The organism is Dellaglioa sp. CoH-55-MRSF-9 (assembly GCF_056782155.1).
In genome coordinates this window covers 280,137-304,642 of the sequence record NZ_JBXAYG010000001.1, presented here as the reverse complement: position 1 = coordinate 304,642, position 24,506 = coordinate 280,137, and the positions used below count along the sequence as shown (strand labels likewise).

General features: G+C 34.1%; 24 protein-coding genes and 1 tRNA gene. 23 read left to right on the top strand and 2 right to left on the bottom strand.

Features of this window, described 5'->3' with window-relative positions:
• Positions 1-7 precede the first annotated feature (7 nt).
• Positions 8-328, top strand: coding sequence for an ArsR/SmtB family transcription factor (locus tag AC1RPV_RS01385; RefSeq protein ID WP_481761072.1), 321 nt, complete (start codon positions 8-10; stop codon positions 326-328).
• 80 nt (positions 329-408) lie between these two features.
• Here the strand turns inward: AC1RPV_RS01385 and AC1RPV_RS01380 are convergent.
• Together AC1RPV_RS01380 and AC1RPV_RS01375 are read right to left on the bottom strand one after the other, a co-directional pair.
• Positions 409-481: transfer RNA gene (locus tag AC1RPV_RS01380), tRNA-Ala, on the bottom strand.
• Between the two features lie 452 nt (positions 482-933).
• Entirely contained in the window at positions 934-2,382 is a 1,449-nt protein-coding gene (locus tag AC1RPV_RS01375) for a C40 family peptidase (RefSeq protein WP_481761071.1), read from the bottom strand.
• Between the two features lie 477 nt (positions 2,383-2,859).
• On the opposite strand from AC1RPV_RS01375, the gene lepB reads away from it, so the two are divergent.
• The 22 genes from lepB (at position 2,860) to AC1RPV_RS01265 (ending at position 24,485) form a co-directional block, all read left to right on the top strand.
• Positions 2,860-3,462 (top strand): signal peptidase I, encoded by a 603-nt coding sequence (lepB, locus tag AC1RPV_RS01370; protein ID WP_481761070.1) that lies wholly within the window; start codon positions 2,860-2,862, stop codon positions 3,460-3,462.
• A gap of 49 nt (positions 3,463-3,511) precedes the next feature.
• On the top strand, positions 3,512-4,462 hold the full coding sequence (rihA, locus tag AC1RPV_RS01365) for a pyrimidine-specific ribonucleoside hydrolase RihA (protein WP_481761069.1): 951 nt from the start codon (positions 3,512-3,514) through the stop codon (positions 4,460-4,462).
• A gap of 99 nt (positions 4,463-4,561) precedes the next feature.
• Complete coding sequence (gene rsmG, locus AC1RPV_RS01360) at positions 4,562-5,296, top strand: 16S rRNA (guanine(527)-N(7))-methyltransferase RsmG (protein WP_481761068.1); 735 nt, start codon at positions 4,562-4,564, stop codon at positions 5,294-5,296.
• Between the two features lie 18 nt (positions 5,297-5,314).
• Positions 5,315-6,163, top strand: a complete 849-nt coding sequence (noc, locus tag AC1RPV_RS01355; RefSeq protein ID WP_481761067.1) for a nucleoid occlusion protein — start codon at positions 5,315-5,317, stop codon at positions 6,161-6,163.
• Between the two features lie 6 nt (positions 6,164-6,169).
• Positions 6,170-6,937 carry a ParA family protein gene (locus AC1RPV_RS01350; RefSeq protein WP_409021824.1) on the top strand — a complete coding sequence of 256 codons (768 nt, stop codon included), beginning with the start codon at positions 6,170-6,172 and terminating at the stop codon, positions 6,935-6,937.
• Positions 6,927-7,808, top strand: a complete 882-nt coding sequence (locus AC1RPV_RS01345; protein WP_409021823.1) for a ParB/RepB/Spo0J family partition protein — start codon at positions 6,927-6,929, stop codon at positions 7,806-7,808. Before AC1RPV_RS01350 ends, AC1RPV_RS01345 begins: the two co-directional genes overlap by 11 nt.
• Before the next feature lie 13 nt (positions 7,809-7,821).
• Positions 7,822-8,022: a DUF951 domain-containing protein gene (locus AC1RPV_RS01340; RefSeq protein ID WP_409021822.1), complete on the top strand. Its 201-nt coding sequence runs from the start codon at positions 7,822-7,824 to the stop codon at positions 8,020-8,022.
• Between the two features lie 22 nt (positions 8,023-8,044).
• Positions 8,045-9,145 carry a redox-regulated ATPase YchF gene (gene ychF, locus AC1RPV_RS01335; protein ID WP_481761066.1) on the top strand — a complete coding sequence of 367 codons (1,101 nt, stop codon included), beginning with the start codon at positions 8,045-8,047 and terminating at the stop codon, positions 9,143-9,145.
• A gap of 29 nt (positions 9,146-9,174) precedes the next feature.
• Positions 9,175-9,933 carry a DUF1129 family protein gene (locus AC1RPV_RS01330; protein ID WP_481761065.1) on the top strand — a complete coding sequence of 253 codons (759 nt, stop codon included), beginning with the start codon at positions 9,175-9,177 and terminating at the stop codon, positions 9,931-9,933.
• Positions 9,934-10,096: 163 nt separating this feature from the next.
• A complete protein-coding gene (gene guaB, locus AC1RPV_RS01325; protein WP_481761064.1) occupies positions 10,097-11,584 on the top strand; it encodes an IMP dehydrogenase in 1,488 nt (495 codons plus the stop codon).
• A 240-nt stretch (positions 11,585-11,824) separates the two neighbouring features.
• Positions 11,825-12,028 carry a hypothetical protein gene (locus AC1RPV_RS01320; RefSeq protein WP_481761063.1) on the top strand — a complete coding sequence of 68 codons (204 nt, stop codon included), beginning with the start codon at positions 11,825-11,827 and terminating at the stop codon, positions 12,026-12,028.
• A 141-nt stretch (positions 12,029-12,169) separates the two neighbouring features.
• Complete coding sequence (locus tag AC1RPV_RS01315; protein ID WP_409021818.1) at positions 12,170-12,856, top strand: response regulator transcription factor; 687 nt, start codon at positions 12,170-12,172, stop codon at positions 12,854-12,856.
• A gap of 13 nt (positions 12,857-12,869) precedes the next feature.
• Positions 12,870-14,033 (top strand): sensor histidine kinase, encoded by a 1,164-nt coding sequence (locus AC1RPV_RS01310; RefSeq protein ID WP_481761062.1) that lies wholly within the window; start codon positions 12,870-12,872, stop codon positions 14,031-14,033.
• 53 nt (positions 14,034-14,086) lie between these two features.
• The gene (locus AC1RPV_RS01305) at positions 14,087-15,439 is read left to right on the top strand and encodes a serine hydrolase (RefSeq protein ID WP_481761061.1); all 1,353 of its coding nucleotides are present in this window, start codon (positions 14,087-14,089) and stop codon (positions 15,437-15,439) included.
• 185 nt (positions 15,440-15,624) lie between these two features.
• A complete protein-coding gene (locus AC1RPV_RS01300) occupies positions 15,625-18,483 on the top strand; it encodes a YhgE/Pip family protein (protein WP_481761060.1) in 2,859 nt (952 codons plus the stop codon).
• Between the two features lie 174 nt (positions 18,484-18,657).
• Positions 18,658-18,894 (top strand): hypothetical protein, encoded by a 237-nt coding sequence (locus AC1RPV_RS01295; RefSeq protein ID WP_409021814.1) that lies wholly within the window; start codon positions 18,658-18,660, stop codon positions 18,892-18,894.
• 74 nt (positions 18,895-18,968) lie between these two features.
• Complete coding sequence (locus AC1RPV_RS01290; RefSeq protein WP_481761059.1) at positions 18,969-20,354, top strand: TrkH family potassium uptake protein; 1,386 nt, start codon at positions 18,969-18,971, stop codon at positions 20,352-20,354.
• 96 nt (positions 20,355-20,450) lie between these two features.
• Positions 20,451-21,230 carry an AzlC family ABC transporter permease gene (locus AC1RPV_RS01285; protein WP_481761058.1) on the top strand — a complete coding sequence of 260 codons (780 nt, stop codon included), beginning with the start codon at positions 20,451-20,453 and terminating at the stop codon, positions 21,228-21,230.
• Between the two features lie 2 nt (positions 21,231-21,232).
• A complete protein-coding gene (locus AC1RPV_RS01280) occupies positions 21,233-21,565 on the top strand; it encodes an AzlD domain-containing protein (protein WP_409021810.1) in 333 nt (110 codons plus the stop codon).
• 121 nt (positions 21,566-21,686) lie between these two features.
• Complete coding sequence (locus AC1RPV_RS01275) at positions 21,687-22,634, top strand: hypothetical protein (protein WP_481761057.1); 948 nt, start codon at positions 21,687-21,689, stop codon at positions 22,632-22,634.
• Positions 22,635-22,859: 225 nt separating this feature from the next.
• Positions 22,860-23,819, top strand: coding sequence for an ABC transporter permease (locus AC1RPV_RS01270; protein WP_481761056.1), 960 nt, complete (start codon positions 22,860-22,862; stop codon positions 23,817-23,819).
• Entirely contained in the window at positions 23,820-24,485 is a 666-nt protein-coding gene (locus tag AC1RPV_RS01265) for an ABC transporter ATP-binding protein (protein ID WP_481761055.1), read from the top strand.
• Positions 24,486-24,506 lie beyond the last annotated feature (21 nt).

Sequence of the window (24,506 nt, the reverse complement as noted above, 5' to 3'; positions counted from 1 at the left end):
GAAAATAATGCAACCGTACAATGAAATTCCAAAAAGTGAACTTGATGAATCAATTATGATAACTAAGCTATTGAATAATCGAATAAGATTACAATTAATCTATTTATTGGAACAACATGAATATAATGTAACTGAATTATCAAAGATACTTAATGTTGAACAAACAAACTTATCTCATCAATTAAGTTTATTAAAAACGCATCAAATAATTAGTCAGAGACGAGAAGGAAAGTTAATGTACTATCAAATTGACGATCCGCATATTATTGAAACTATGACAGCGCTGTTGCAACATGCAAAACACGTTGCAAATGGAAAACCTTATTAAATAGAAACGTAAGAAAAAGAGATTAACTTCAAATTGAAGTTAATCTCTTTTTTGATTTTTAAAATCTGTAGTGGTTACTATGGACCCTAACGGATTTGAACCGTCGACCTTCTACTTGCGGAGCAGACGCTCTCCCAACTGAGCTAAGGGCCCGAATAGCTTTATAATACACCAAATAGCCAAAATTAAAAGAAAAAGTTAGTTTTGCTTCTATGTATTTATGCCATTTTAAAATGTTTCACATGAAACATTTTAAAATGAGTAACGATTTTTAAAGATAAAAGGTTTCAAATATCACTTGTTAATAGTAGGGTAAAAAGCATTAAATACCAGTTTTTGATTAATGATGAATAAGCCGAAGAGTATAAGATTTTTGTTTTTAAATAGCAGACATAATCTTATGATGGCGTGATGTGAAGATATTTCCAAACATTAATAATTATTCGATTAATACTCTTTTAGAAGGAACAAATAATAAAATTCAGATTTCTAACGGACTTATTTCCAATCTTAGCAACTTTTATAGATTCCGAACCAGAATACTTTATATATTAAAATCCATAAAAAAAGGTCCCACTCACTTAGTGAGTGGGACCTTCATAATATTATTTATTAACAGTACCAGCAAATGAAGCAGGGTAATATGCTAATGCACCAATTTTAACATTTTGACCAGGTTCTGGAGCAGCGATATATTGGCCACCACCTAAGTAAATACCAACATGGTATGTAGAACCTTGAGCTCCCCAGAATAATAAATCTCCAGGTTGAGCAGCAGCAGTTGATTTCTTAGAAACATTTGATTCTTGTCCAATAGTATTACGGTTTAAGTTAATACCAACTTTTGCGAATACATATTGTGTGAATCCTGAACAATCAAAACCAGAAGGAGTTGATCCACCCCAAACATAAGGAGTACCTATGTATGCTTTAGCAACAGAGATAACTTTGCTTGCTGAGTAGCTTGCTGTTTGTGTTGTAGAGCTTGCAGCAGCAGTATTAGCTGTTGAAGTAGTATTAGAACTTGCAGCAGCAGTATTAGTTGTTGAAGTAGTATTAGAACTTGCAGCAGCAGTATTAGTTGTTGAAGTAGTATTAGAACTTGCAACAGCAGTGTTAGCTGTTGAAGCAGTATTAGAACTTGTAGCAGCCTTAGGTGTTGAAGTAGCATTAGAAGTTACAGCAGCTTTAGGTGTTGTTGTAGCTTTTGCAGGTGTAACAACTTTTTCAGCAGTTGTAGAAGCTACTTTAGCCATTGAACCTGTTAAGTTTAATGTTTGGCCAGGGTTAATCATTGAATTAGAAGATAAACCATTAGCATCACATAGTGCTGAGATAGTAATACCGTTTGATTGAGCGATTGACCATAATGAATCGCCGTTTTTAACAGTAACAGTCTTATTATTTGTAGTAGATGCTGCTTTAGGTGTAGCTGTTTCTACTTTAGGAGTTGCAGTAACTGATTTAGCAGCACTTACTTCTGCTTTAGGAGTTGTAGCAACTGGTTTAGCAGTACTTGTTTCTACTTTAACAGTTTTAGCTGGTGTTACTTTAGCGGGAGTAACAGTAGTACTTGCAGCTACCGCTTTTGAACCAGTTAATGTTAAATTTTGACCGGGTAAGATAAGTGCTGAGTTATCAGCAAATCCATTAGCCGAACGAAGTGCTGAGATTGAAATGCCATTTTCTTTAGCGATTGACCATAATGAATCACCATTTTTAACAGTAACGGATGTTTTATTTACTGAAGTATTAGTAGTAACGATAGTACTTGTTTTAGCTGAAGTACTTTTTTGTGTTGAGCTTGCTTTAGCGTTGCTATCCTTTTCAGGAATATTTAATGATTGACCACTTACAATAATATGAGAATTTGCGTCAATATTGTTTAAAGTTTCGATTGTTTTGATTGAAACGCCATACTTCTGAGAAAAAGCCCAAACAGTATCGTTTGTTTGAACTTTAACTGTTGCTGCATCAGCAGTTGCGTTAGATGCAAGAAGGAGGCCAGCGGTACCAACTGTACCGAGTAATAATGATTTAAGTGTGTTATTCAAGTTGAGTCACATCTACTTTCTTATTTTATTGGATTTATACTACAGTAACTATTGTAACCGGTTAGTGTTGCAATCAAATACAAAAACTATTACAACTTAGCATGATTTTGTAATATATACTAAGTAATGTTTATATATCAATGATAATGATGATTTATGTATTTAACTTATAATTTATTTAATTTAGTAAATCCCATGTGCAATAATGGTTTAGAACACTTTCAATATATTTTAAATTAAAATATATTGCCCCCCGATGTTACAAAGATATTACAGAAACCTTATGTTTCTATACTACTAGAACTAATTAAAACTATACCAGTCGTTTTACATGGTTGCAAATGAAATTTTAAGTTTTAATAGAAAGGGATTTCATTGTCTGGTATCATTTGAATTATTGGATATTGAAAGTCCTTAAATAGTTGGCGTATAATTAACTAAATAAGGGGATAAAAAATATAATGATTAGGTGGAAATATGAAAAGAATAGTTAAAGAAATAATGAGTTGGATTATACCGATTGCAATCGGTTTAATAATCGCGATGCTTTTAAAAACATTTGTTGTCACAATGGTACGTGTTGATGGGCCATCGATGCAACCTAACTTAGTTAATAATGAGCATGTTGCTGTTGTTAAAGTTATTGATATTAAGCGCTTTAGTACTGTTGTTTTTGATGCATACGGCGTAGATCCTGATGCAACTGAGGGTCAAGAGTATGTTAAACGTGTTATTGGAATGCCTGGTGATACAGTAGAATTTAAAAATGATCATGTCTATGTTAATGGTAAAGAAATTGAAGAACCTTATATTTCAACTTATCAAAAAACAGTAGGGACAAGGGTTCAGAACATAAATGCTAAAAACTGGACATTCAAGTCATTGGCTGTAGATAATCAATGGGCTAAAGATACTTCAGCTATCAGAGTACCTTCAGATAAATATTTTGTTCTAGGAGATCATCGTTCAGTATCTAATGATAGTCGTTACTGGGGGTTCGTTGATAAGTCGAAAATTCAAGGTGTTGTAAAAGTACCATTCTGGAATTTTAATAAGGCTGATCATAAATATATTTATTAATTGCATTAAAAATGCAGAAAAATAATTCGATTGAAGAGGAGATTTTATTATGACAAAAACACCAATTATTTTAGATTGTGATCCAGGACATGATGACGCATTAGCGTTAATGATGATTATTGCTTCACCAGAATTTGATTTACGTGCGGTGACAACATCCGCTGGAAATCAAACACCTGATAAAACATTTGATAACGCTTGTCGACTACTAACATTGATGGAACGGACAGATGTTCCAGTTGCTAGTGGAAATAAAAAACCTTTACTACAAGAATTAATGATTGCCGATGCCGTTCATGGAGATACTGGTGTTGATGGAACAGAGTTACCTAAATCTGAAATTCCAGCAACTAATTTAACAGCAATTGAGTTAATTGCAGAAACATTATCTAAAAGTGCTGAAAAAGTTACAATGGTTGTCACGGGCCCAATGACGAATATGGCACTATTTTTAGCTGTCTATCCTGAATTAAAAAATAAAATTGAAAAAATTGTCTTTATGGGTGGCTCAACGGATGTTGGAAATGTTAAACCTGGTTCAGAATTTAATATTGCCGTGGACCCAGAGTCAGCAAAAATGGTTTTAAATGACTCTATTCCAATGGTTATGGCTGGATTAAACTTAACTCATCAAGCACAAATTTTAGATTCTGAAATTGAAGAAATTGGTAAGATTAATAATAAAGTAGCGCAATCAGCCTACGGGTTATTGAAATTTTATGGTATTTACTATGGTCAAGAAAAATGGGGATTCGACGGTATTCCATTACATGACCCTTGTACAATTGCTTGGATGTTACATCCTGAATTATTCACAAGTGAAAAGTACCATGTTGATGTTGAGGTGAATGGTGATCTTACTAAAGGTGAGACAATCGTTGATAAATTTGATTTATTGGGATTAGAAAAAAATACAGAAGTCTTACTATCAATTGACCGTGCAAAATTTGTCGAATTATTAATTTCAAAACTTAAAAAATTTGATAAATTAGTAGGATAGAGAATCTTACAGTTGGCTTGTATTTCTGGCCTAAATACGTTAAAGTTAAACAGGACGTGAAACATCGTTTTGTTTCACAAATAACGGAGGGCCAGTCATATGAATCCAGAAGAATTTCGTCAAGCATTAGCTGAAAAAGACATTAATTTAACAGACAGACAAATGGCACAATTTGAAACATACTATGAATTTTTAGTAATGACAAATGAAAACCTTAATCTGACTGCTATTACAGAAAAATCAGACGTTTATTTGAAACATTTTTATGATTCTTTAACGCCTGCTTTTTATTCAAAAGAAATACAAAGCGAGCCCTTATCTATTTGTGACGTCGGCGCAGGTGCCGGCTTCCCTTCAATTCCACTGAAGATTGCTTTTCCGCAATTAACGGTGACTATTGTTGATTCGTTGAATAAACGTATCAACTTTTTAAATGAATTGGCGGACAAATTAGATATTACAGGGGTTGCTTTTTTTCATAATCGTGCTGAAGAATTTGCAGGTAAAAAAAGTTTATATAGAGAACAATATGATATCGTGACAGCTCGTGCTGTTGCAAGATTGAGCGTACTATCTGAATTGTGCTTACCTTTAGTTAAATTAAATGGTCAATTTATCGCTCTCAAAGCTCAAAAAATGGACGAAGAATTAGTCGATGCCGAATATGCTATCAAGCTTTTAGGTGGTCAAGTTGTGGCTAATCATGAATTTACTTTACCAATTTCAGATGACGAACGTCATCTATTAGTCGTTGATAAAGTCAAATTAAGTCCTAAAAAATACCCTAGAAAAGCGGGTGTACCTGGACGTACCCCACTTGTAAATAAGATATAGTCAGGAGGTCGTCGGAAAATGGCATTTTCATTTTTAGGAAATCGTAAAAATCAACAAGAACAAGAAGATGAAACGAATCAAACGAAGGTTAGTGACATTTCTGTTACGACTATTGTACCCAATCGCTTCCAACCTCGTCGTGTCTTTGATGATCAAAAAATTGATGAATTAGCACAAACCCTTAAAGAACACGGGTTATTGCAGCCTATTATTTTGCGAGAGTATGAGACTGGAAAATATGAGATTATTGCTGGGGAACGTCGTTTTCGGGCAGCATCTTCATTAGGATGGAAAAAAATTCCGGCAATTGTTCAGAAAATGGACGACGACCAAGCGGCTTCGATGGCACTAATTGAAAATTTACAACGTGAGGAACTAACAGCAATTGAAGAAGCAGAGGCCTACAGTAAACTAATGAGTTTAAACCACTTATCACAGTCAAAATTAGCTGAAGATATGGGTAAAAGCCAAGCATTTGTTGCTAATAAATTGCGTTTATTAAAATTAGAACATGACGTACAAACGTCCATTATGGCGCAACAGATATCCGAACGTCACGGAAGAGCAATGGTTAGTTTATCAGCTAGCAATCAAAAAAAATTATTAAAACGTATTTTAAAAGAGAAATTAACAGTGAAAGAAACCGAAAAGTTAATTTCAGCTAATAAAATTAAACCAGAATCAAAAGTGTCTGAAAAGAAAAACACGAAAAAAGGTAATCCTGATAAAAGATTAGTGATTAATACCCTAAAACAAGCGGTTCAAGTTATAGAAAATAACGGTGTAACGATTAAATCAAAACAAGAAAAAACTGATTCAGGGTATCGCGTTATTATTGATGTGATTGAATCAAAAAAGGAGGGTTAATCAAACATGGGAATTGTTATTTCATTAGCAAACCAAAAAGGTGGCGTTGGTAAAACAACAACGAGTGTGAATTTAGGCGCTTGTTTAGCCGAGCTAGGCAAGCGTGTTTTATTAATAGATACGGATGCTCAAGGAAATTCAACAAGTGGTGTTGGTATTGAAAAATCAACAATAAAAAAAGATATTTATGATGTTTTAGTTAATGAATTTCCAATTAAGGAGACAATTCTAGCTACTAGTCATAAAGGATTAGATATCGTTCCGGCAACCATTCAATTGGCTGGTGCTGAGATTGAATTAACACCGCAAATGGCTCGTGAAACAAGATTATTGGATGCCGTTAAAACAATTGAAGATCAGTATGATTATATTTTAATAGATTGCCCGCCATCACTTGGATTGATTACAATTAATGCCTTTACAGCTAGTAAATCAATTTTAATTCCTGTTCAAAGTGAATACTATGCTTTGGAAGGTTTAAGCCAATTGCTTAACACAATTCGTTTAGTTCAAAAGCATTTTAATCCAGATTTAGCCATTGAAGGCGTTTTAATGACAATGTATGATGCACGTACAAATTTAGGCGCAGAAGTTGTGTCTGAGGTGCAAAAATATTTTGCAGAAAAAGTCTACAAGACAATTATTCCGCGAAATGTCCGCTTGTCTGAAGCACCTAGCCATGGGATGGCAATTATTGATTACGATCCTAAGTCGAAGGGTGCTCAAGTCTATATGGAATTGGCAAAGGAAGTGTTAAAAGCGCATGGTAAATAATAAAAAAGGTCTTGGAAAAGGGATTAACGCGTTATTTCAGGATGAACTTGATCAATATGATGATACAAAAGAATCTGTTGTTCGTTTAAACTTAGCTGAAATTCGCCCTAATCCTTACCAACCTCGTAAAACATTTGATGAAGATGCCCTAAAAGAATTAGCTGCGTCTATCAAAAAATCAGGTGTCTTCCAACCAATTATTGTAAGAGAATCAGTCATTAAGGGTTATGAAATCATTGCAGGAGAACGTCGTTTCCGTGCGTCTAAATTAGCAGGACTAACAGATGTCCCTGCAATTATTAGAACGATGACAGAAGAAGCAATGATGGAAGTTGCTATTTTGGAAAATTTACAACGTGAAGAATTGTCTCCTTTAGAAGAGGCAGAAGCTTATAACATGTTGATGGAAAAATTAAACTTAACGCAGTCACAAGTTTCAGAGCGATTAGGCAAAAGTCGTCCTTATATTGCTAATTATTTGCGTTTATTAGGATTGCCCAACTCAGTTAAAGAATTACTCCAAGTTGATCAGTTATCGATGGGTCAAGCAAGAACATTGCTGTCACTTAAAGATAAACAAAAAATTGGGGCATTAGCTAAAAGAACAGTTAAAGAAAATCTAACTGTTCGTGAGTTGGAAAAAGTAATTGCCCAAATGAACGGCGAAATTAAAAAGAATACTAAAAAAGTGAACGAAGTTGAAAAATCAATTTATGTTCAACAAAGTGAGAACTTGTTAAAAGAAAAATTTGGAACACAAGTTTCTATCCAACAGAGCAAAAAAAATCATAAAGGTAAGATAGAAATTGACTACTTATCAACGGATGATTTGAACCGTATTTTGGACTTACTTGATATTTCACTAGACTAGGAGGTTAGTCAGTATGTATGACTTACATGATATTGTTGAAATGAAAAAACCACATCCTTGTGGGACTAACCGCTGGGAAATCGTGCGAATGGGAATGGATATTCGCATTAAGTGTTTAGGATGCGGGCACCTTATTCTATTACCTAGACGAGAATTTGAAAAAAAGATGAAAAAAATGTTAGAAAAAGCAACAACAGAAGATAATACAAAATAAATGAAAAGAGTGACGTCTAATTATGGCATTAACGGCAGGAATCGTAGGATTACCAAACGTAGGTAAATCAACTTTATTTAACGCAATTACAAAAGCAGGCGCGGAAATGGCTAATTACCCATTTGCGACAATCGATCCAAACGTTGGGATGGTTGAAGTTCCAGATAAACGATTAGCACGTATCGATGAAGTAGTCCCTGCTAAAAAAATTATTCATACAACTTTTGAATTTACGGATATTGCCGGTATTGTTAAAGGCGCAAGTAAAGGTGAAGGACTTGGTAATAAATTTTTAGAAAATATTCGTCAAGTTGATGCTATTGTGCACGTTGTTCGTGCATTTGACGATGATAATATCACACATGTTTCTGATAAAGTGGATCCAATGGACGATATTGAAACAATCAACTTAGAACTTGTTTTTGCAGATTTAGATAGTGTGACAAAACGTTATGCTAAAGTTGAAAAAGTGGCTAGAACAAAAGATAAAGATGCGTTGGCTGAATTCAGTATTTTACAAAAAATCAAACCAGTTCTTGAAGCTGGACATGCCGTTCGCTCAATTGAATTTGATGAAGAAGAAGAAAAATATGTTAAAGGTATGTTTTTATTAACGAACAAACCAGTTCTTTATGTCGCTAATATTGCTGAAGATGACATGGCTGACCCAGATGCTAATAAGTATGTAAAATTAATTGAAGCCTTTGCAAAAGAAGAAGGTTCAGAATGTTTAGCCGTTTCTGCTAAAACAGAAGAAGAAATTGCTGAACTAGATGATGAAGATAAACTTGATTTCCTTGAAGCTGCTGGTGTTGAAGAATCAGGACTTGATCGCTTAATCAGGGCATCTTATAAATTACTAGGTTTAGCAACTTTCTTTACTGCTGGTGGTGCCGAAACACGAGCATGGACCTTTAAACAAGGGATGAAAGCACCTCAAGTTGCCGGAATTATCCATTCAGATTTTGAACGTGGATTTATCCGTGCTGAAACAATGTCATTTGCTGATTTAGATAAAAATGGAAGCGTCGCAGCAGTTCGTGAAGCTGGTCGTTTACGTTCCGAAGGTAAAGAATATGTCGTACAAGATGGCGATATTATTGAGTTCAGATTTAACGTCTAAATAAAATAAGTCAGTAGGGGTTGTTAGTCATGTCAGAAGAAAACAAAGTCGAAGAAACATCAGTTGAAGAGAGAAATGCGACAGCTGCAGCAAAACAAAAAGAACATTTAGAAAAAGAAACGAAGTTACAGGATAAAGGACCCTTTGCGGGATTAACGAAGCGTAATGAAGATTATGTTTACCGTTTAAATAGTATTTTGAAAGATTCAAAAATTAATGATGAAAAACGAAATACGGTCATTGGTGAAATTGTTGCAGAACTTCGCACCGAACAGCATAAAGGTGTAACAGCAACTAAACTATATGGTCCTGTTAGTACAAAAGCAACTGATATCATTATGGGCCCACAGAAAAAAGCTGCAGAACCAACAAGTAGTTTTTGGTTAACAGCTTTAGATAATGGGTTGATGATGTTATTAATTTTTGCTGGTATGTACGGTGTTATGGGATTAATGAGTAAAACAAGTACGCAAGCAGAAGCTTCTGGTGCTGGTGGATTATTAACACTACTAATCACATCAATTTTGGGTGGTATTGGAGCAGCGCTCTTCTACAAAAAATATGGCCCAAACGTCAAAAAAGAAGACAAACCAGCTTTCTGGGTTACATTACTAGTATTTGTAGCCTTTCTTGCAGTATGGATTCTTGCCTACATGTTAGTGGCATTGATTCCAGGACCACTTAATGCATTGTTGCCAGCCCCTGTTTATCTTGTAATTGCATTAATCGCATTTGCAGTTAGAATTTACGTTAAACGTCGCTATAATATCAACCGAACAATGTTTTAAATTGATTGATATCTTGAAAAGAGTTCAGGTAAAATTTTTGAACTCTTTTTTGTTACAGTTAAAAACGATTATAGGTTAATAAGAATCGGACGATAACCTTGACCAATGTTGAGTTTATCTGGTATGTTAGTAAACAAAATAAAAGTAGAAAGCTGGTTTTAAAATGTCAAATTGGGAAACGAAGTTCGTTAAAAAAGGATTTACTTTTGATGACGTGTTGTTAATACCTGCAGAAAGTCATGTATTACCGAACGAGGTTGATATCAGTGTACAATTAGCTAAGAATATCAAATTAAATGTCCCAATTTTAAGTGCTAGCATGGATACTGTTACAGATTCTAAAATGGCGATTGCTATGGCTCGCCAAGGTGGCTTAGGTGTTATTCATAAAAATATGAGTATCGAACAACAAGCTGAAGAAGTCAGAAAAGTAAAACGTTCTGAAAGTGGCGTTATTATTGATCCTTTCTATTTAACACCGCAACATTCTGTTGCAGATGCTGAACAATTGATGAAACGTTACCGTATTAGTGGTGTTCCAATCGTTGAAACATTAGAAAATCGCTTATTGATTGGTATCATTACGAATCGTGATCTACGTTTTGTTTCTGATATGTCAGTCCTAATTGATAGTGTTATGACTAAAGAAGGATTAGTAACAGCTGCGGAAGGTACTTCGCTTAAAGAAGCTGAAAAAATACTCCAAAAAAATAAAATTGAAAAATTACCAATCATTGATAAAAATGGTCGTTTAACTGGTTTAATAACAATTAAAGATATCGAAAAAGTTGTTGAATTTCCTAACGCAGCTAAAGATGAACATGGCCGCTTACTTGCTGCTGCCGCTGTTGGTGTTACAAGTGATACATTTGAACGTGCTACAGCTTTACTAGATGCTGGTGTTGATGCTTTAGTTATCGATACTGCTCATGGTCATTCAGCCGGTGTTATCCGTAAAATTACTGAAATCAGAGCACAATTCCCAGAAGCAACTTTAATCGCAGGTAATGTCGCAACTGGCGAAGCAACTCGTGCCCTTTATGATGCTGGCGTTGATGTTGTTAAAGTTGGAATAGGACCTGGATCAATCTGTACAACACGGATTGTTGCTGGTGTTGGTGTTCCGCAATTAACAGCTATTTATGACGCTGCTGAAGTAGCTCGTGAATATGGTAAAACAATCATCGCTGATGGGGGTATTAAATACTCTGGTGATATCGTTAAAGCCCTTGCTGCCGGTGGTAACGCTGTGATGTTAGGTAGTATGTTAGCTGGAACTGATGAAGCTCCTGGTGAATTTGAAATTTATGAAGGTCGTCGTTTCAAAGTTTACCGAGGTATGGGAAGTTTAGCAGCTATGGAACAATCAAATGGTTCTTCTGATCGTTACTTCCAAAGTGGCGTAAATGAAGCTAATAAGTTAGTGCCAGAAGGTATTGAAGGTCGTGTATCATACAAGGGTAGTTTAGCTGATATTGTTTTCCAAATGGTTGGAGGCTTACATTCAGGTATGGGTTACGTTGGTGCTGGAACATTGAAGGCATTACAAGATGACGCACAATTTGTTCAAATTTCAGGTGCTGGTTTAATTGAATCACATCCACATGATGTTCAAATTACCAAAGAAGCACCTAATTACTCAGTTAAATAATAATTAAAAAGGCGTGATTTCTTTCAGATGAAAGAAGTTACGTCTTTTTTAATGGAGAGTTTTAAATTATAAATAAGACTCTAATGATTAATCATGATTTGATGCAAAATCATTGTATACAGTAAAAGGAATACGACATTAGTTAGAAATATTAATTTACTTAAAAATAAGTATCAATTGTGGAAGTATTTAAATTTATAGACTACACTACGAGTATAAATATTATAGGGGGTTACGAATATGTTAATTATTGATTACGTTCATGGGGAACAGCTACAAGCAACTTATAAAACGGCAGCAGCTTTTGTTGCGATGATGCAATTGGAAGTACCTGAGTTTGAAGATTATTATAAAATTACTAAAGTAACGGAATCTGGTAAAGAGATTGAGTTATCAGATAAAACAATGGGCGGTTTATTTAACTACTTATTAGAACGTGGATAATAAAAAATGGAAAGCTTTCGTTTTTTACGAAAGCTTTTTTTGTACTACTTAGATTAAGTAGATTTAACCAATTCTTTAAAGTTATCGTGTGTGATATTTGATACAATATACTATAAGTAAAGAAAAGTCAGGAGATATCCAATGAAAATTTTAGTTGTAGATGATGAAAAAGAAATCGTTGATTTAATCTCTATTTATTTAAAAAATGAAGGTTACGAAGCAATTACTGCTCAAAATGGACTTGAAGCGATTGAAAAATTAGAAGAAATGCCAGAAATCGGTGTAATGATTCTCGACGTTATGATGCCTAAAATGAACGGAATGGATGTCATTAAAGAGGTTCGTAAAACTTCAGAAATTCCAATATTAATGGTTTCTGCTAAAACAGAAGATATGGACAAAATTCGTGGACTGATTACAGGTGCTGATGATTATGTTGTTAAGCCATTTAACCCATTAGAAATTATGGCACGTGTTAAATCATTACTCCGTCGTAGCCAAAACTCGAATCCGGCACCTGATGTTGCACTTGAAATAGGACCGCTAATTATTAAAAAAGATTCTCATGAAGTTCAAACAGTTGAAGGTAGTGATATTCAATTAACTGCTTTAGAATTCGGTATTTTATATTTATTAGCCTCACATCCAAATCATGTGTACTCTGCGGATGATATTTTTGAACAAGTTTGGCAACAAGAATCAATTATTTCTGCCAAAACAGTAATGGTCCATGTGAGCCATTTACGTGATAAAATTGAAGCAGCAACAAACGGTGATGATATTATCAAAACCGTCTGGGGCGTTGGATACAAGATAGAAATGCATTAGTGAGGGGTTATTTTTGAAATTAACTGGTAGAGAAAAAAGTGAATTAATCGCGGAAGGATTCATCACGATTATTCTATTAATTTTACTGAATTTATCAATTTTTATTCTATTAAATCAGACGATTGCTTCAAACCCAGGACTTGAGAATGGTATTTTTCAAATTAAGACGGCATTAACTTTTGGGCCGAATGATTTCAATGTCTGGAGTTGGGGGAATGTTTTTGTTGCGTTCATGCTTATTGTGGACGTTGTCGTGCTCTATTGGCGACTAATTCGACGTTATCATCAAATGCAGTTACGTCATGTTATTTCAGAATTGCATTATATTGCGGACGGTCATTACGATCATCAAATTCCTTTTAAACTACAAGGTGATATGGCGCGGGTCGTTTCAAGTATTAATGCTTTGGTTCAAAGTACGATTGAATCAATGGAAGAAGAACGTCGAATTGAGAATTCAAAGGATGAGCTGATTACCAATGTTAGTCACGATATTCGAACACCATTGACATCAATTATCGGTTACTTAGGTTTAATAGAAGATAATCAATATAATTCGCAAGAAGATTTACTATCTTACACACATACAGCATTTGTGAAATCAAAGCAGATGAAGGTTTTAGTAGAAGATTTATTTGAATACACAAAAGTGCGACAGACGTCGACGCCAATTAATGCGATTAATTTTGATATGAATCAAATGTTAGAACAATTGGCAGCTAGTTTTGAACTTGAAGCTAAAAATAAAGAAATGACAATTAGTAGCAATACGAACCCTAACCCGTTAATGATGGAAGCTGATACTGAAAAATTAGGCCGTGTTTTTAATAATTTAATATCAAATGCCTTAAAATATGGGGCAGGCGGTAAACATATTTATTTAGAAGCAGAAAAAATTGGTCAGGAAGTTATCGTAAAAGTAACTAATGATGGCCCTAAAATACCTGAACAATCACTTAATCAATTATTTGATCGGTTTTACCGAGTGGAAGAATCTCGTTCACAAAAAACGGGCGGAACTGGATTAGGGCTTGCCATTGCTCAAAGTATTGTCACGCTCCACGGTGGGTACATATATGTTGTCTCAAATGAAGAGCTAACTAGTTTTGTTATTCATTTACCATTGGGTAAGAATATAAAATTAACTAGAAAGCAAGAAGAACAGTTGCAAGAATAGCTATTATTGGGTATTCTTAAATGAATAAGAGAAGTTAAGAGGGTAAAGAGAAAATGATATTTTTAAAACGTACAAAGAAATTCGTAATTGGGCTTATTTCAGGGGCAGCACTATTTACTGGGGTTTCAGCAATGGGACTTCAAGATGAGGTTAAATCTGTATCAGCTGCAACAACCAGTTCAAGCGCTATTAATTTAACAGCTAAAGCTGCTTTAGCAATTGATGCAGATACTGGACAAGTAATCTATGAAAAAAATGCTGATGCTGTTTTACCAATTGCATCAATGACAAAATTAATTTCGATTGATGTTATTTTAGATCAAATTAAAAGTGGTAAATTAACTTGGGATCAAAAAGTTAAGATTGATAACGATTCTTATAAAATTAGCCAGGATACATCATTATCAAACGTTCCGTTGAGTAAAACGAAATCATACACAGTTAAACAACTGTATGATGCTAGTTTAATTTACTCAGCAAATGGGGCTATTATGGCACTTGCTCATGAAGTATCGGGATCGCAAAAAGATTTCGTAACATTAATGCGTGCAAAGGTTAAGTCATGGGGAATTACAGATGCTAAGATTGATAACGTTTCTGGTTTAACTAATAGCGATATCAGTAAAGCTGATCGATACCCCGGTTCAGCCGCATCAGATGAAAATGAATTAACTGCCAAAGATATGGGAATTGTTGCTAAAAACTTACTTAAAAAGTACCCAGAAGTATTAAAAACAACAAGTATCAAACGTAAATATTTCGATAAAGGAACATCTGACCAAACACTAATGGAAAACTGGAACTGGATGTTACCTGGTTTAGCTAAGGCATATACAGAATTACCTGTTGATGGATTGAAGACAGGTACTTCTGACAAAGCTGGTGAATGTTTTACAGGAACTGTAAAAAAAGATGGTCATCGAATTATTACGGTCGTTTTAGGATCATCACACAAGAGTGAAACGGATGTAAGTCGTTTTACAGATACACAAAAAATAATGTCATATGTATTTGACATGTTCAACGTGGAAACAATCAAGGCTGGTACAATATTTAAAAACGCCGATAGTTTACCTGTATTTCATGGTAAAGAATTAACAACTAAAGTTATGCTTAAATCTAATCAAAAAGTTTGGTTGAAAAAAGGCGAAACAGTTAAGTCGATTATTTCAGCTAAAGTATCAGAAAATACTGATTTAGTTAAGAAAACAGGATTAGAAGCCCCAATTAAGGCTAATAGTGATATTGGAACGCTTAAATTAACTGGTAAAGATAATGCGTTATCTTATGTTGATGGCAAAAAATCACTTTCTGTTACAGGAACGAATAAAGATGCCATTGAAAAAGCTAACATTTTTGTTATTATGTGGCGTGCAATTACTAACTTCTTTGGAAATTTATTTTAAATCAATAAAATCATCTCTGATTTCTAGGGTGATTTTTTTGTCTATATGGGCAATTTAGTCGTGTAAGATTAAAAAAACATTAAAAAGAAAATAAAAATTTGTTGTTCGTGGACATTTGATGTATATTATAACGTATCGATAAAATTTTATAGTAGAAATAATTAATTTAGGGGGCACCAATTTTAATGAAAATGATTAAGAATGAATTTAAATTTGTTGGAAAGAATAGAATACTTCTAGTTTCAACAATTGTTATGATGCTTATTCCGATTCTGTATGCTGCTTTCTTCTTGAAATCAGTTTGGGATCCATATGGCAAAACAAGTGATTTACCAGTAGCAGTCGTTAATAACGATGAATCTGTTAAATATAATGGAACGACATTGGATGTTGGTGATCAACTTGTAAAAGAGTTGAAGAATAATGACCAATTGAAGTGGACATTCGTTTCTGCAAAACAAGCAAAACAAGGAATGAAAGACAACAAGTACTATACAACAATTACGTTGCCTAAAAACTTCTCTTCAAATGCTGCAACTTTAATGGATACAAATCCTAAAAAGATGAAAATCACGTACGATACTAATGCATCTCGTAACTACATTGGTGAAGTTATCAGTGAAACAGCAGCAAAACAATTAAATAGCCAAATTCGTGAATCAGTCACGAAAGCATATGCAACAGCTATTTTCGGCCAAGTTAAAACAATCGGTAAAGGCTTTAAGACAGCTGCAAGTGGTTCTAAAACATTGTCTGATGGTACAGTAACATTGAATGATGGCTTAAATAGCTACATTACTGGTGTAGGAACTGTTAATAATGGTGTTCAAACACTTTCAACTAGTGTTGTTCCATTAAAAAATGGTGTTCAAAAATTAGCAACAGGCGCTGGTTCTTTAAGTGCTGGATTATCAAAACTTAATAATAGTACAGGTACATTAGCTTCAGGTGTATCGAAACTAGATACTGGCTCAACAACATTAGCAAGTGGTGTAAAAGGTTATACTAATGGAGTTACTGAATTAAATAGTGGTTTGAGTCAATTAAGTTCAAATTCTCAAGCATTAAATGATGGAATAATTACCTTAAGAGGTGGTATTACAACAGTTCAAGCGGGTAACCAATCGTTAACTAAAAGCTTGAAGGAGTCTGCTGCAACTTTAGATACACAATTAAATAGTCCAGATTCACAAGCTGAAATGGCAAAATTAATGGCTGGATTTACAGCATTAGATTCAGGAATTTCTAAGTTGAATTCTGAATTAAATGGCACAAATGCGCCTAATATTGATGCTAAAAAATTAACAGCCGATTTAACTCAAATTGGAGCTAATACTAAACTTGTTGCCGCTAAAGCAACAGATGCTGGTTCACAATTGAGTGAATTAAATAATAGTCTTTATAGTACAACTAACGCATCCAGTGTTGCTGCACAACTTAAGGATGCGCAAAGTAATATGGGTGCTTTAGTTACCTTTGTAAAATCACCTGATTTTGCAGCTTTAGAGAAATCTAATCCAACGTTAGCAAAAAGTATTGCTGCTTCTGTTAATGGATTAGGAAGTAATCTTCAAACTGCTGGCACAAGTTTAGCAGCATCAGGTAATAATACAACAAAAATTAAAACAGATTTATCTGATATGACAACACCGTTGACTGATAACGGTGACAAATTAAAATCGATTCAAAAAGAATTAGCAGCTATTCAAGAATTACTACCTAAATTACAAGCATTAAAGGCGGGTGTTGCCGAGTTATCTGCTCAAGAACCACAAGTAACAGCAGGTGCTAAGAAAGCCATTGATAAACTAATGGCTGGATTAAATACTGTTAAAACTGGTTTAACGCAGACAGGTTCTGGCACAAAGGAAAGTCCTTATGGTGCTATCCAAGCAACAGACTTACTAAATGCTGGATTAGGTCAAATTATGGCTGGGTTAAATGGTACAGATAAAACTCCTGGCTTAATTCCAAGTGTACAAAAATACACTGCAGGTGTATTAAGTGCTAATAATGGTTCTAAAACATTAATTGGAAACAACAGTGCCTTAGTATCAGGCTCGAGTCAATTAAGTACTGGATTATCAACATTGAATGGATCAGTACCAACATTGACATCAGGAGTTAGTCAATTAGCTACTGGCTCAGGTACATTATCAAATGGTTTAGTAAGCTTGAATGAACAAGTACCAACACTTGTTGCTGGAGTTGATAAATTAGCTGCAGGGACTCAAAAATTAGATGATAACTCAGCTAAATTAGGTGATGGTTCTAAATCACTTAAAAAAGGGTCAAAAACATTAGCTACTGCTCTTAAAACAGGATCAGATACAGTTAATGGAATTAAAGCAACTAACAAGACAGCTAATATGTTTGCAGCACCTTCAGAATTGGAACATAAGAATTACAGTTATGTTCCTAACTATGGACATGCTTTAGCACCATATGTTCTTTCACTTGCATTATACGTTGGGGCAATCGTCTTTAACTTTGCATTCCCAATCCGTAAAATTTCAACTGAAGGTCAATCAGCAACAGCTTGGTTCTGGAGTAAAGTTGCTATTGGAACTGTCGTTGCCCTTGGTATGGCACTTGTTGAAGTTACAGGGATGCTTATGTTTGGATTACAAGCAGACCATATTGCTGAAACTTACTTAATTGCAACAGTATTCTCGTTAACATCGATGTATCTTGTTATGGCACTTGCTATGGCATTTGATAATCCTGGTCGATTCGTGGCCATGGTTCTCTTGATGTTACAATTAGGTGGCGCTGGTGGTACGTTCCCAATGGAAGTTACGAATAGCTTTTTTAATGCCATCCATCCATTCTTACCAATGACATACTCAACCTTAGGGTTCCGTGAGTCATTAACTTCTGGAATGGTTAGTGGACAAATTGGCATGAGCGTATTTGTTCTTGCAATCTTCGCTATCGTTTCATTAGTTCTATTATGGGTTGCTATGCAAATTCTTCAAAGAGTTGGACTTGCTGGTAAATCACAATTAGATGATAATCAAAAATTACAAGATTTAGAAAAATAGATTATTAAATAGAGTTACGCAAAATTAATTTTGCGGGCTCTATTTTTTTGATTGAATATATTTAGAATGGGTTAATTAAATTGAGGTTCTTAATCTTAGTCCTAATGGTCGTAATAATAACTAAAAAGCGGTATACTGTTACTATTAATATTTAAAACAATAGGAGGCCAAATTATGTTAAGTCATTTTGATGAAAAAAATGTTGAAGTTAACGAAAAAGGAATTCCATTTCCAGCTGATACACGTGTTAGTTTTGAAACAAATAACGAGTTCTTTACTGGTGTCGTTGAAAAACAACTAAAAAATTCGGCTATTATTAAATTCGATAAGGAATTTATTAAGAATGAAACAGCTGAAGAATTAAAACATAAAATTGTTGTTAGTTATGCAGGATTAGAATTAATTAAATAATCAGGATTAGAGATTAGCGTGCGTACTTAGCGCTAATCTCTTTTTTTAAATTAAACTAAAAGGGGGAAGTCAGAATGAATAGGTGGATCCAGAAATATCTAGATAAAGCTAGTTTGTTGGCCTCTCCCGTACAAATTGTTGTCTTTTACTATTTAGCATTGATTGTAGTAACAAGTATTTTATTATGCCTTCCGTTCTTCAAACAACCTGGTGCTAGTGTGCCATTTATTGATACAATATTCATGGCAGTCTCAACGGTTAGTGTTACAGGATTAACCACATTTCCGTTAGAGCAAGTCTATAACAATAACGGTATCATCTTACTAGAAATGCTTTTTCAAATAGGTGGTTTTGGTATAACAATGCTCTCAACGTTTATTATGGTAATTGCTGGTCGACGCATTGGGTTGCAACAACGCAGGCTAATTCAAACTGATATGAATCAACCGCATTTAAGTGGAAATGTTCGTTTAGTTTATTCAATTTTCGGCATTATGCTAGGGATTCAAGCTTTTTTTGGTGTGATATTTTCAATTTATTTATATGTACGTGATGGCTTTGAACATCTAGCTGCGTCAATTTTTGATGGCTTTTATATTGCAATATCTGCGTTAACAAATGCGGGATTTGACGTTACTGGGAAATCTATTATCCCTTATTCGAAAGATTACGTCTTTTTATTTTTAATTATGATTTTAATTTTTATAGGTGGTTTAGGATTTCCCGTTATTATTGAAATTTTAGCGTGGATCAAGGTTACGTGGTTCAAACCAGGACATAAAAAATTTAGATTTTCATTATTTACAAAATTAGCAGGTAGTTTTGCGATTGGATTTTTCTTTATTGGAACAATATTAATTTTCTTATCTGAACATAATGGTTATTTTGCACATAAGGATTTCGTTGAGAGAGTTATGACAGCTATGTTTTATAGTATTACAACGCGTAATGCCGGACTACAAATTAATCAAATTAGTGATTTTAATACGACAACCTTATTGATTTTTTCTATGTTAATGTTTATTGGTGCTAGTCCAAGTTCAGTTGGTGGTGGTGTTCGAACAACAACAATTGGGATTTTAGGATTATATTTGTTATCGTTTATTCGTGGACATAAGAATGTGAATATTTTTAATAGAAGGATTCATGAAAATGATATTCAAAAATCAGTAGTAGTTGTTAACCTATCGATATTTATGTGTTTAATCGCGGTCTTTATTTTAAGTATTACGGAGAATCATTCGTTGATTTCGCTGATTGTAGAAGTAACTTCTGCTTTTGGAACGACGGGATTATCAACGGGAATTACCAGTTCATTAAGCATTATCGGTAAAATGGTCATTATTATTTTGATGTTTGTTGGACGCGTAGGGATGTTATACATGTTAATATTCTTTGTTTCGAAAAAAGAACGGGATGAAAAGTATCGTTTTCCATCAGAACAGATCATTATTGGATAACTTTTTGATTAGAGTTACTAAATAATGAGTATTAAGAAACAGATGTATGCTATAATTTATATCGTTAAACCAACTTTATATTATTGGAGGACTATCGTGAAAGAAACAGAGAAACGCTGGCTCACAGTTCTTAAAATTGCGATGCCGCTTTGCCTGAGTTACGTCCCAATTGGACTCGCATGTGGTATTTTGTTGCATGCAGCAGGCTTCAATACGATATTAGCAGGATTAGTTTCCATACTTGTCTTTTCAGGTGGTGCACAGTTTTTAATTGCATCAATGTTGACGATTCAGTCGCCAATTCTTTCAATTGTTACTATGCTATTTTTCTTAGAATTACGGTATGCGTTATTAGGTGCTAGTTTGTCACAGTACATTCGAGGAACTAGTCGTAAGTTTTTATACATATTTGCGGCATCACTAAACGATGAAAATTACGCAGTAAACTATTTAAAATTTGCAACAGATAAAGAATGGAAACCAAAAGATGCCTTGATGGTTGAACATTATTCATTATTATTTTGGACGATGAGTAATATTGCAGGTAGTTTAATTGGTGCTGGGTTAAAAATTAATTTAAGCATTGTTGAATTTGCATTAACTTCATTATTTATTTACATGATAGTCATGCAACTTAAAAATTATCTCACAATTATTATTAGTATTCTTTCAGGTATTTTAGCAATTATTTTCATGTCATTGTTCCAAAGTACGATGGGATTAGTTGTAGCAACTTTACTAGCTTCCTTTGTTGGATTTATTATTGAACATGAAATTGTTAGAAAAGGTAAACGAAATAAATTATTAAATACGATTAAACCAAAAGCAAGTCGACATACAATAAGTAGAAAGTCTAAAGTTTCTGAGGAAAGTTAACTATGGAAATGACAACAATGGATCATTTTTTATTAATTATTTTATCTGCAATTGTTGCATATTTACCGCGATTTATTCCATTACGAATTTTTTCATCTCGAGAAATCCCAGAATGGTTTAATGAATGGATGAAGTATGTACCCGTTGCGTTATTTTCAGCATTAGTTTTTAAAGACCTTTTTATTGATTCAAGTTTTCAATTTGTGGGCGTAGATAACGTCACAAAATTAATAGCGGCTGTGGTTGTATTCGCAATCGCATATCGTACGAGATCAATGGGATTATCTGTTGTACTTGGACTTTGCGCTATTATGCTGTTGTCACTTATATTATAAATTAAGTAAATAAGAATTTAGTTTCTCTCAGGGACTAAATTCTTATTTTGAATAACGGTTGAAGGATGTTCCATGATATAATAACAGCGATATAAATATAGGGATAAGAGGTGTGGTTAAAATGAAAAAATGGGTATGGGGATTAGTTGCAGTTGTTATAGTAGGTATGTTTGGTGGCTACGGTTTAACGAAACATGCAGAAGCAAATAAAAATTATAATACAGCCATGAAGAACGGTAAAACTGCGATTCAAGATGCAGAATATACTGAGGCAGAAAATTATTTTGATGTCGCTTTAAAAAAGAAATCAAATGATGCGACTGCACAAGCTTACAAGACACAGGTGACACATTACAAGGCAGTAATTAACAAAACTGAAGATCGTCAGTATAGTAAAGCAAAGGATGCAATTAGCATCGTGCTAGCGGATCATGATGGATCAGCAGTCATTAAAAAACGAGCAACAAATTTGAAAAAAGAATTAACAACGGTTCTTGAAAAACGTGCGCTATTCATAAAAACATATAATGAAGCAATGAATTTAAATACAGAATATAGCTACACAGCATCAAACGATAAATTAACTGAAATCTTAAAAGATAGTAGTATTGATAAAAATTATTACTCAGATTTAAAGAAAAAAGCAACAGACTTACAACAAAAAAATGATAAGAATTTGGCAACGATTGGCTACCCAACAAGTAGTTCTTCAAGCAGTTCTTCAAGTAGTTCGAAAAGTTCAACACCATCATCTAAAAGTAGTGGTTATGGGTCGGAGTATAGTATACCAGAAATAAAAAACAATTCGTCAGCTACGTTGACGTCAGAAGAACAAGCCGCTGCATCATCGTATTCAGGTTCGAATGAATATACAACAAGTTCATCTAACATAGTAGATGGTAACGGTAAAGCAATTACAGCATCACGTATTAAGGCAGCACGAGACTCAATTAAATTTGCTGGTGTTAACCCTAACTCATTTAGTGATTCAGATGTTGTAAAAATTATTAAACAGGCTGTTAAAGAAACAACAAGTGTTAAAGCTATTGCAGCGCGAGATTACAAATAAATTAGTATTTTAAGAGTGTGATTCTAAATTTTAGGATTATGCTTTTTTCTTAACCTCCACTGAAAACGTTTACTTTTAATTTGGTGCAAAGTTATTATATAGTAGAAATAAGGGGGAATATGACATGTACTTAGCTGTTAAAGAGATTAAATATAATAAACTTCGGTATGGTCTGATTATTTTCACCATCTTTTTAGTTTCATATCTCATTTTTTTTTAACGGGATTGGCTTTTGGGCTTGCGAACAATAATCGGTCTTCAATTGATAATTGGGATGCGGATAACATTGTTATCAGTCAGTATGCGAATAATAATTTGGCATCTTCCGAGATACAAAAAGACTCACTTCCTAAGATTTCAGGGTCAAAATCAGACTACGCTTATTTAGGTCAAATGATGGGCGTTGCTAGTCGGAAAAACGAACCAAAAGCTAATATTAGTGTTTTTGGAGTTCAATTTAATCAATTTTTGAAGCCTAAATTAGTTCAAGGCAGAATGCCGCAGAAAGTTAACGAAGTAGTTGTTGATAATGGATTAGATGCCACTAAATTAGGCCAAAAAATAAAAATTAATAATGCGAAACAAGAATATAAAGTAGTGGGGATAACGACGGGTAATAAATACACAACAGCACCAGTTGTCTATTTACAATTAGCTGACTATCAAACGTTACGTTATGGCCCGGACAATCCGACTGAAAAAATTAATGCAGTTGTTTTAAAAAATTCAGCTAAAATTAAAAAAGATCAACAATTAGCGACATTAACAATGGACAAGGTGATTAACAACATACCGGGATATGGTCCAGAAGTGAAGACCTTTACGTTAATGATTGGCGCCTTATTTGTCATTATTGCGTTTATCGTAGGTATCTTTATGTATATTTTAACCATTGAAAAAACAGCCGTTTATGGCGTGTTACGTGCACAAGGAGTTTCTAGTGGGACTTTGGTTAAAAGCTTAATTTGGGAGTCGTCATTACTAGGTTTACTAGGAATTGGATTGGGTATTATTGCAGATGTGGCAACAGCGCTATCGTTACCAGCTGCCGTCCCATTTTTAAATAATGTCTTCTTAGTCGTAGGATTTTCGGTTATCTTATTATTGATGATCATTCTAGGATCACTATTCTCCATTTTTAAAATATTACGTGTTGATCCACTTGATGCAATTGGAGGTGTCTAAATGAGTTTAATGCAATTATCTGATGTTTCTAAAACATTTGGAAAAGGTGATAATAAAAAGTTGGCTCTTGATAATATTGATTTAGTTGTTGAGAAAGGGACGTTTATTGGCTTGACAGGTCCATCAGGATCTGGAAAAACAACGTTGCTGACCATTATGGGTGGATTACAAGGATTAACCGATGGAACAATTTATTTTAAAGATCAAGAGATCGGACAATTAAGCGAAAAAGAGCGAACTAGGTTACGATTTAATGAATTTGGGTTTATTTTACAAGGGTCTAATTTAGTCCCATTTTTAACCGTTTTAGAACAATTTGAATTAGTCAATAAAATGAAAACTAAAAAAGAAAGTCGTAATCCCGAAATGATGTTACGTGACTTAGGTGTATGGGACCAAAGAAATCAATATCCTGCTAGTCTTTCAGGTGGTCAAAGACAACGCGTTGCAATCGCTAGAGCATTATTTGGGCAACCGGAGCTCATCTTTGCTGATGAGCCAACGGCAAGCTTAGATAGCAAAAGAGCGAAGCAAGTTGCAGCCCAGCTAGCCGATATTACTAAAAAGACGGGACAAACGATTATTATGGTTTCACATGATGAAGATGTCTTGGCATATACAGACCAAACATTTTTTATGCGAGATGGACAGCTCACAAAAGAATGATTTTTAATGATAACGAAAAGA

What these genes read in the sequence shown, in the direction of transcription:
- AC1RPV_RS01275 (WP_481761057.1), top strand. Translation starts at nt 21,687, where the DNA reads ATGAAAAAATGGGTATGGGGATTAGTTGCAGTTGTTATAGTAGGTATG.
- lepB (WP_481761070.1), top strand. Translation starts at nt 2,860, where the DNA reads ATGAAAAGAATAGTTAAAGAAATAATGAGTTGGATTATACCGATTGCA.
- AC1RPV_RS01300 (WP_481761060.1), top strand. Translation starts at nt 15,625, where the DNA reads ATGAAAATGATTAAGAATGAATTTAAATTTGTTGGAAAGAATAGAATA.
- AC1RPV_RS01315 (WP_409021818.1), top strand. Translation starts at nt 12,170, where the DNA reads ATGAAAATTTTAGTTGTAGATGATGAAAAAGAAATCGTTGATTTAATC.
- AC1RPV_RS01305 (WP_481761061.1), top strand. Translation starts at nt 14,087, where the DNA reads ATGATATTTTTAAAACGTACAAAGAAATTCGTAATTGGGCTTATTTCA.
- guaB (WP_481761064.1), top strand. Translation starts at nt 10,097, where the DNA reads ATGTCAAATTGGGAAACGAAGTTCGTTAAAAAAGGATTTACTTTTGAT.
- AC1RPV_RS01280 (WP_409021810.1), top strand. Translation starts at nt 21,233, where the DNA reads ATGGAAATGACAACAATGGATCATTTTTTATTAATTATTTTATCTGCA.
- AC1RPV_RS01340 (WP_409021822.1), top strand. Translation starts at nt 7,822, where the DNA reads ATGTATGACTTACATGATATTGTTGAAATGAAAAAACCACATCCTTGT.
- rihA (WP_481761069.1), top strand. Translation starts at nt 3,512, where the DNA reads ATGACAAAAACACCAATTATTTTAGATTGTGATCCAGGACATGATGAC.
- noc (WP_481761067.1), top strand. Translation starts at nt 5,315, where the DNA reads ATGGCATTTTCATTTTTAGGAAATCGTAAAAATCAACAAGAACAAGAA.
- AC1RPV_RS01265 (WP_481761055.1), top strand. Translation starts at nt 23,820, where the DNA reads ATGAGTTTAATGCAATTATCTGATGTTTCTAAAACATTTGGAAAAGGT.
- AC1RPV_RS01290 (WP_481761059.1), top strand. Translation starts at nt 18,969, where the DNA reads ATGAATAGGTGGATCCAGAAATATCTAGATAAAGCTAGTTTGTTGGCC.
- AC1RPV_RS01345 (WP_409021823.1), top strand. Translation starts at nt 6,927, where the DNA reads ATGGTAAATAATAAAAAAGGTCTTGGAAAAGGGATTAACGCGTTATTT.
- AC1RPV_RS01295 (WP_409021814.1), top strand. Translation starts at nt 18,658, where the DNA reads ATGTTAAGTCATTTTGATGAAAAAAATGTTGAAGTTAACGAAAAAGGA.
- AC1RPV_RS01320 (WP_481761063.1), top strand. Translation starts at nt 11,825, where the DNA reads ATGTTAATTATTGATTACGTTCATGGGGAACAGCTACAAGCAACTTAT.
- rsmG (WP_481761068.1), top strand. Translation starts at nt 4,562, where the DNA reads ATGAATCCAGAAGAATTTCGTCAAGCATTAGCTGAAAAAGACATTAAT.
- AC1RPV_RS01350 (WP_409021824.1), top strand. Translation starts at nt 6,170, where the DNA reads ATGGGAATTGTTATTTCATTAGCAAACCAAAAAGGTGGCGTTGGTAAA.
- AC1RPV_RS01385 (WP_481761072.1), top strand. Translation starts at nt 8, where the DNA reads ATGCAACCGTACAATGAAATTCCAAAAAGTGAACTTGATGAATCAATT.
- AC1RPV_RS01330 (WP_481761065.1), top strand. Translation starts at nt 9,175, where the DNA reads ATGTCAGAAGAAAACAAAGTCGAAGAAACATCAGTTGAAGAGAGAAAT.
- ychF (WP_481761066.1), top strand. Translation starts at nt 8,045, where the DNA reads ATGGCATTAACGGCAGGAATCGTAGGATTACCAAACGTAGGTAAATCA.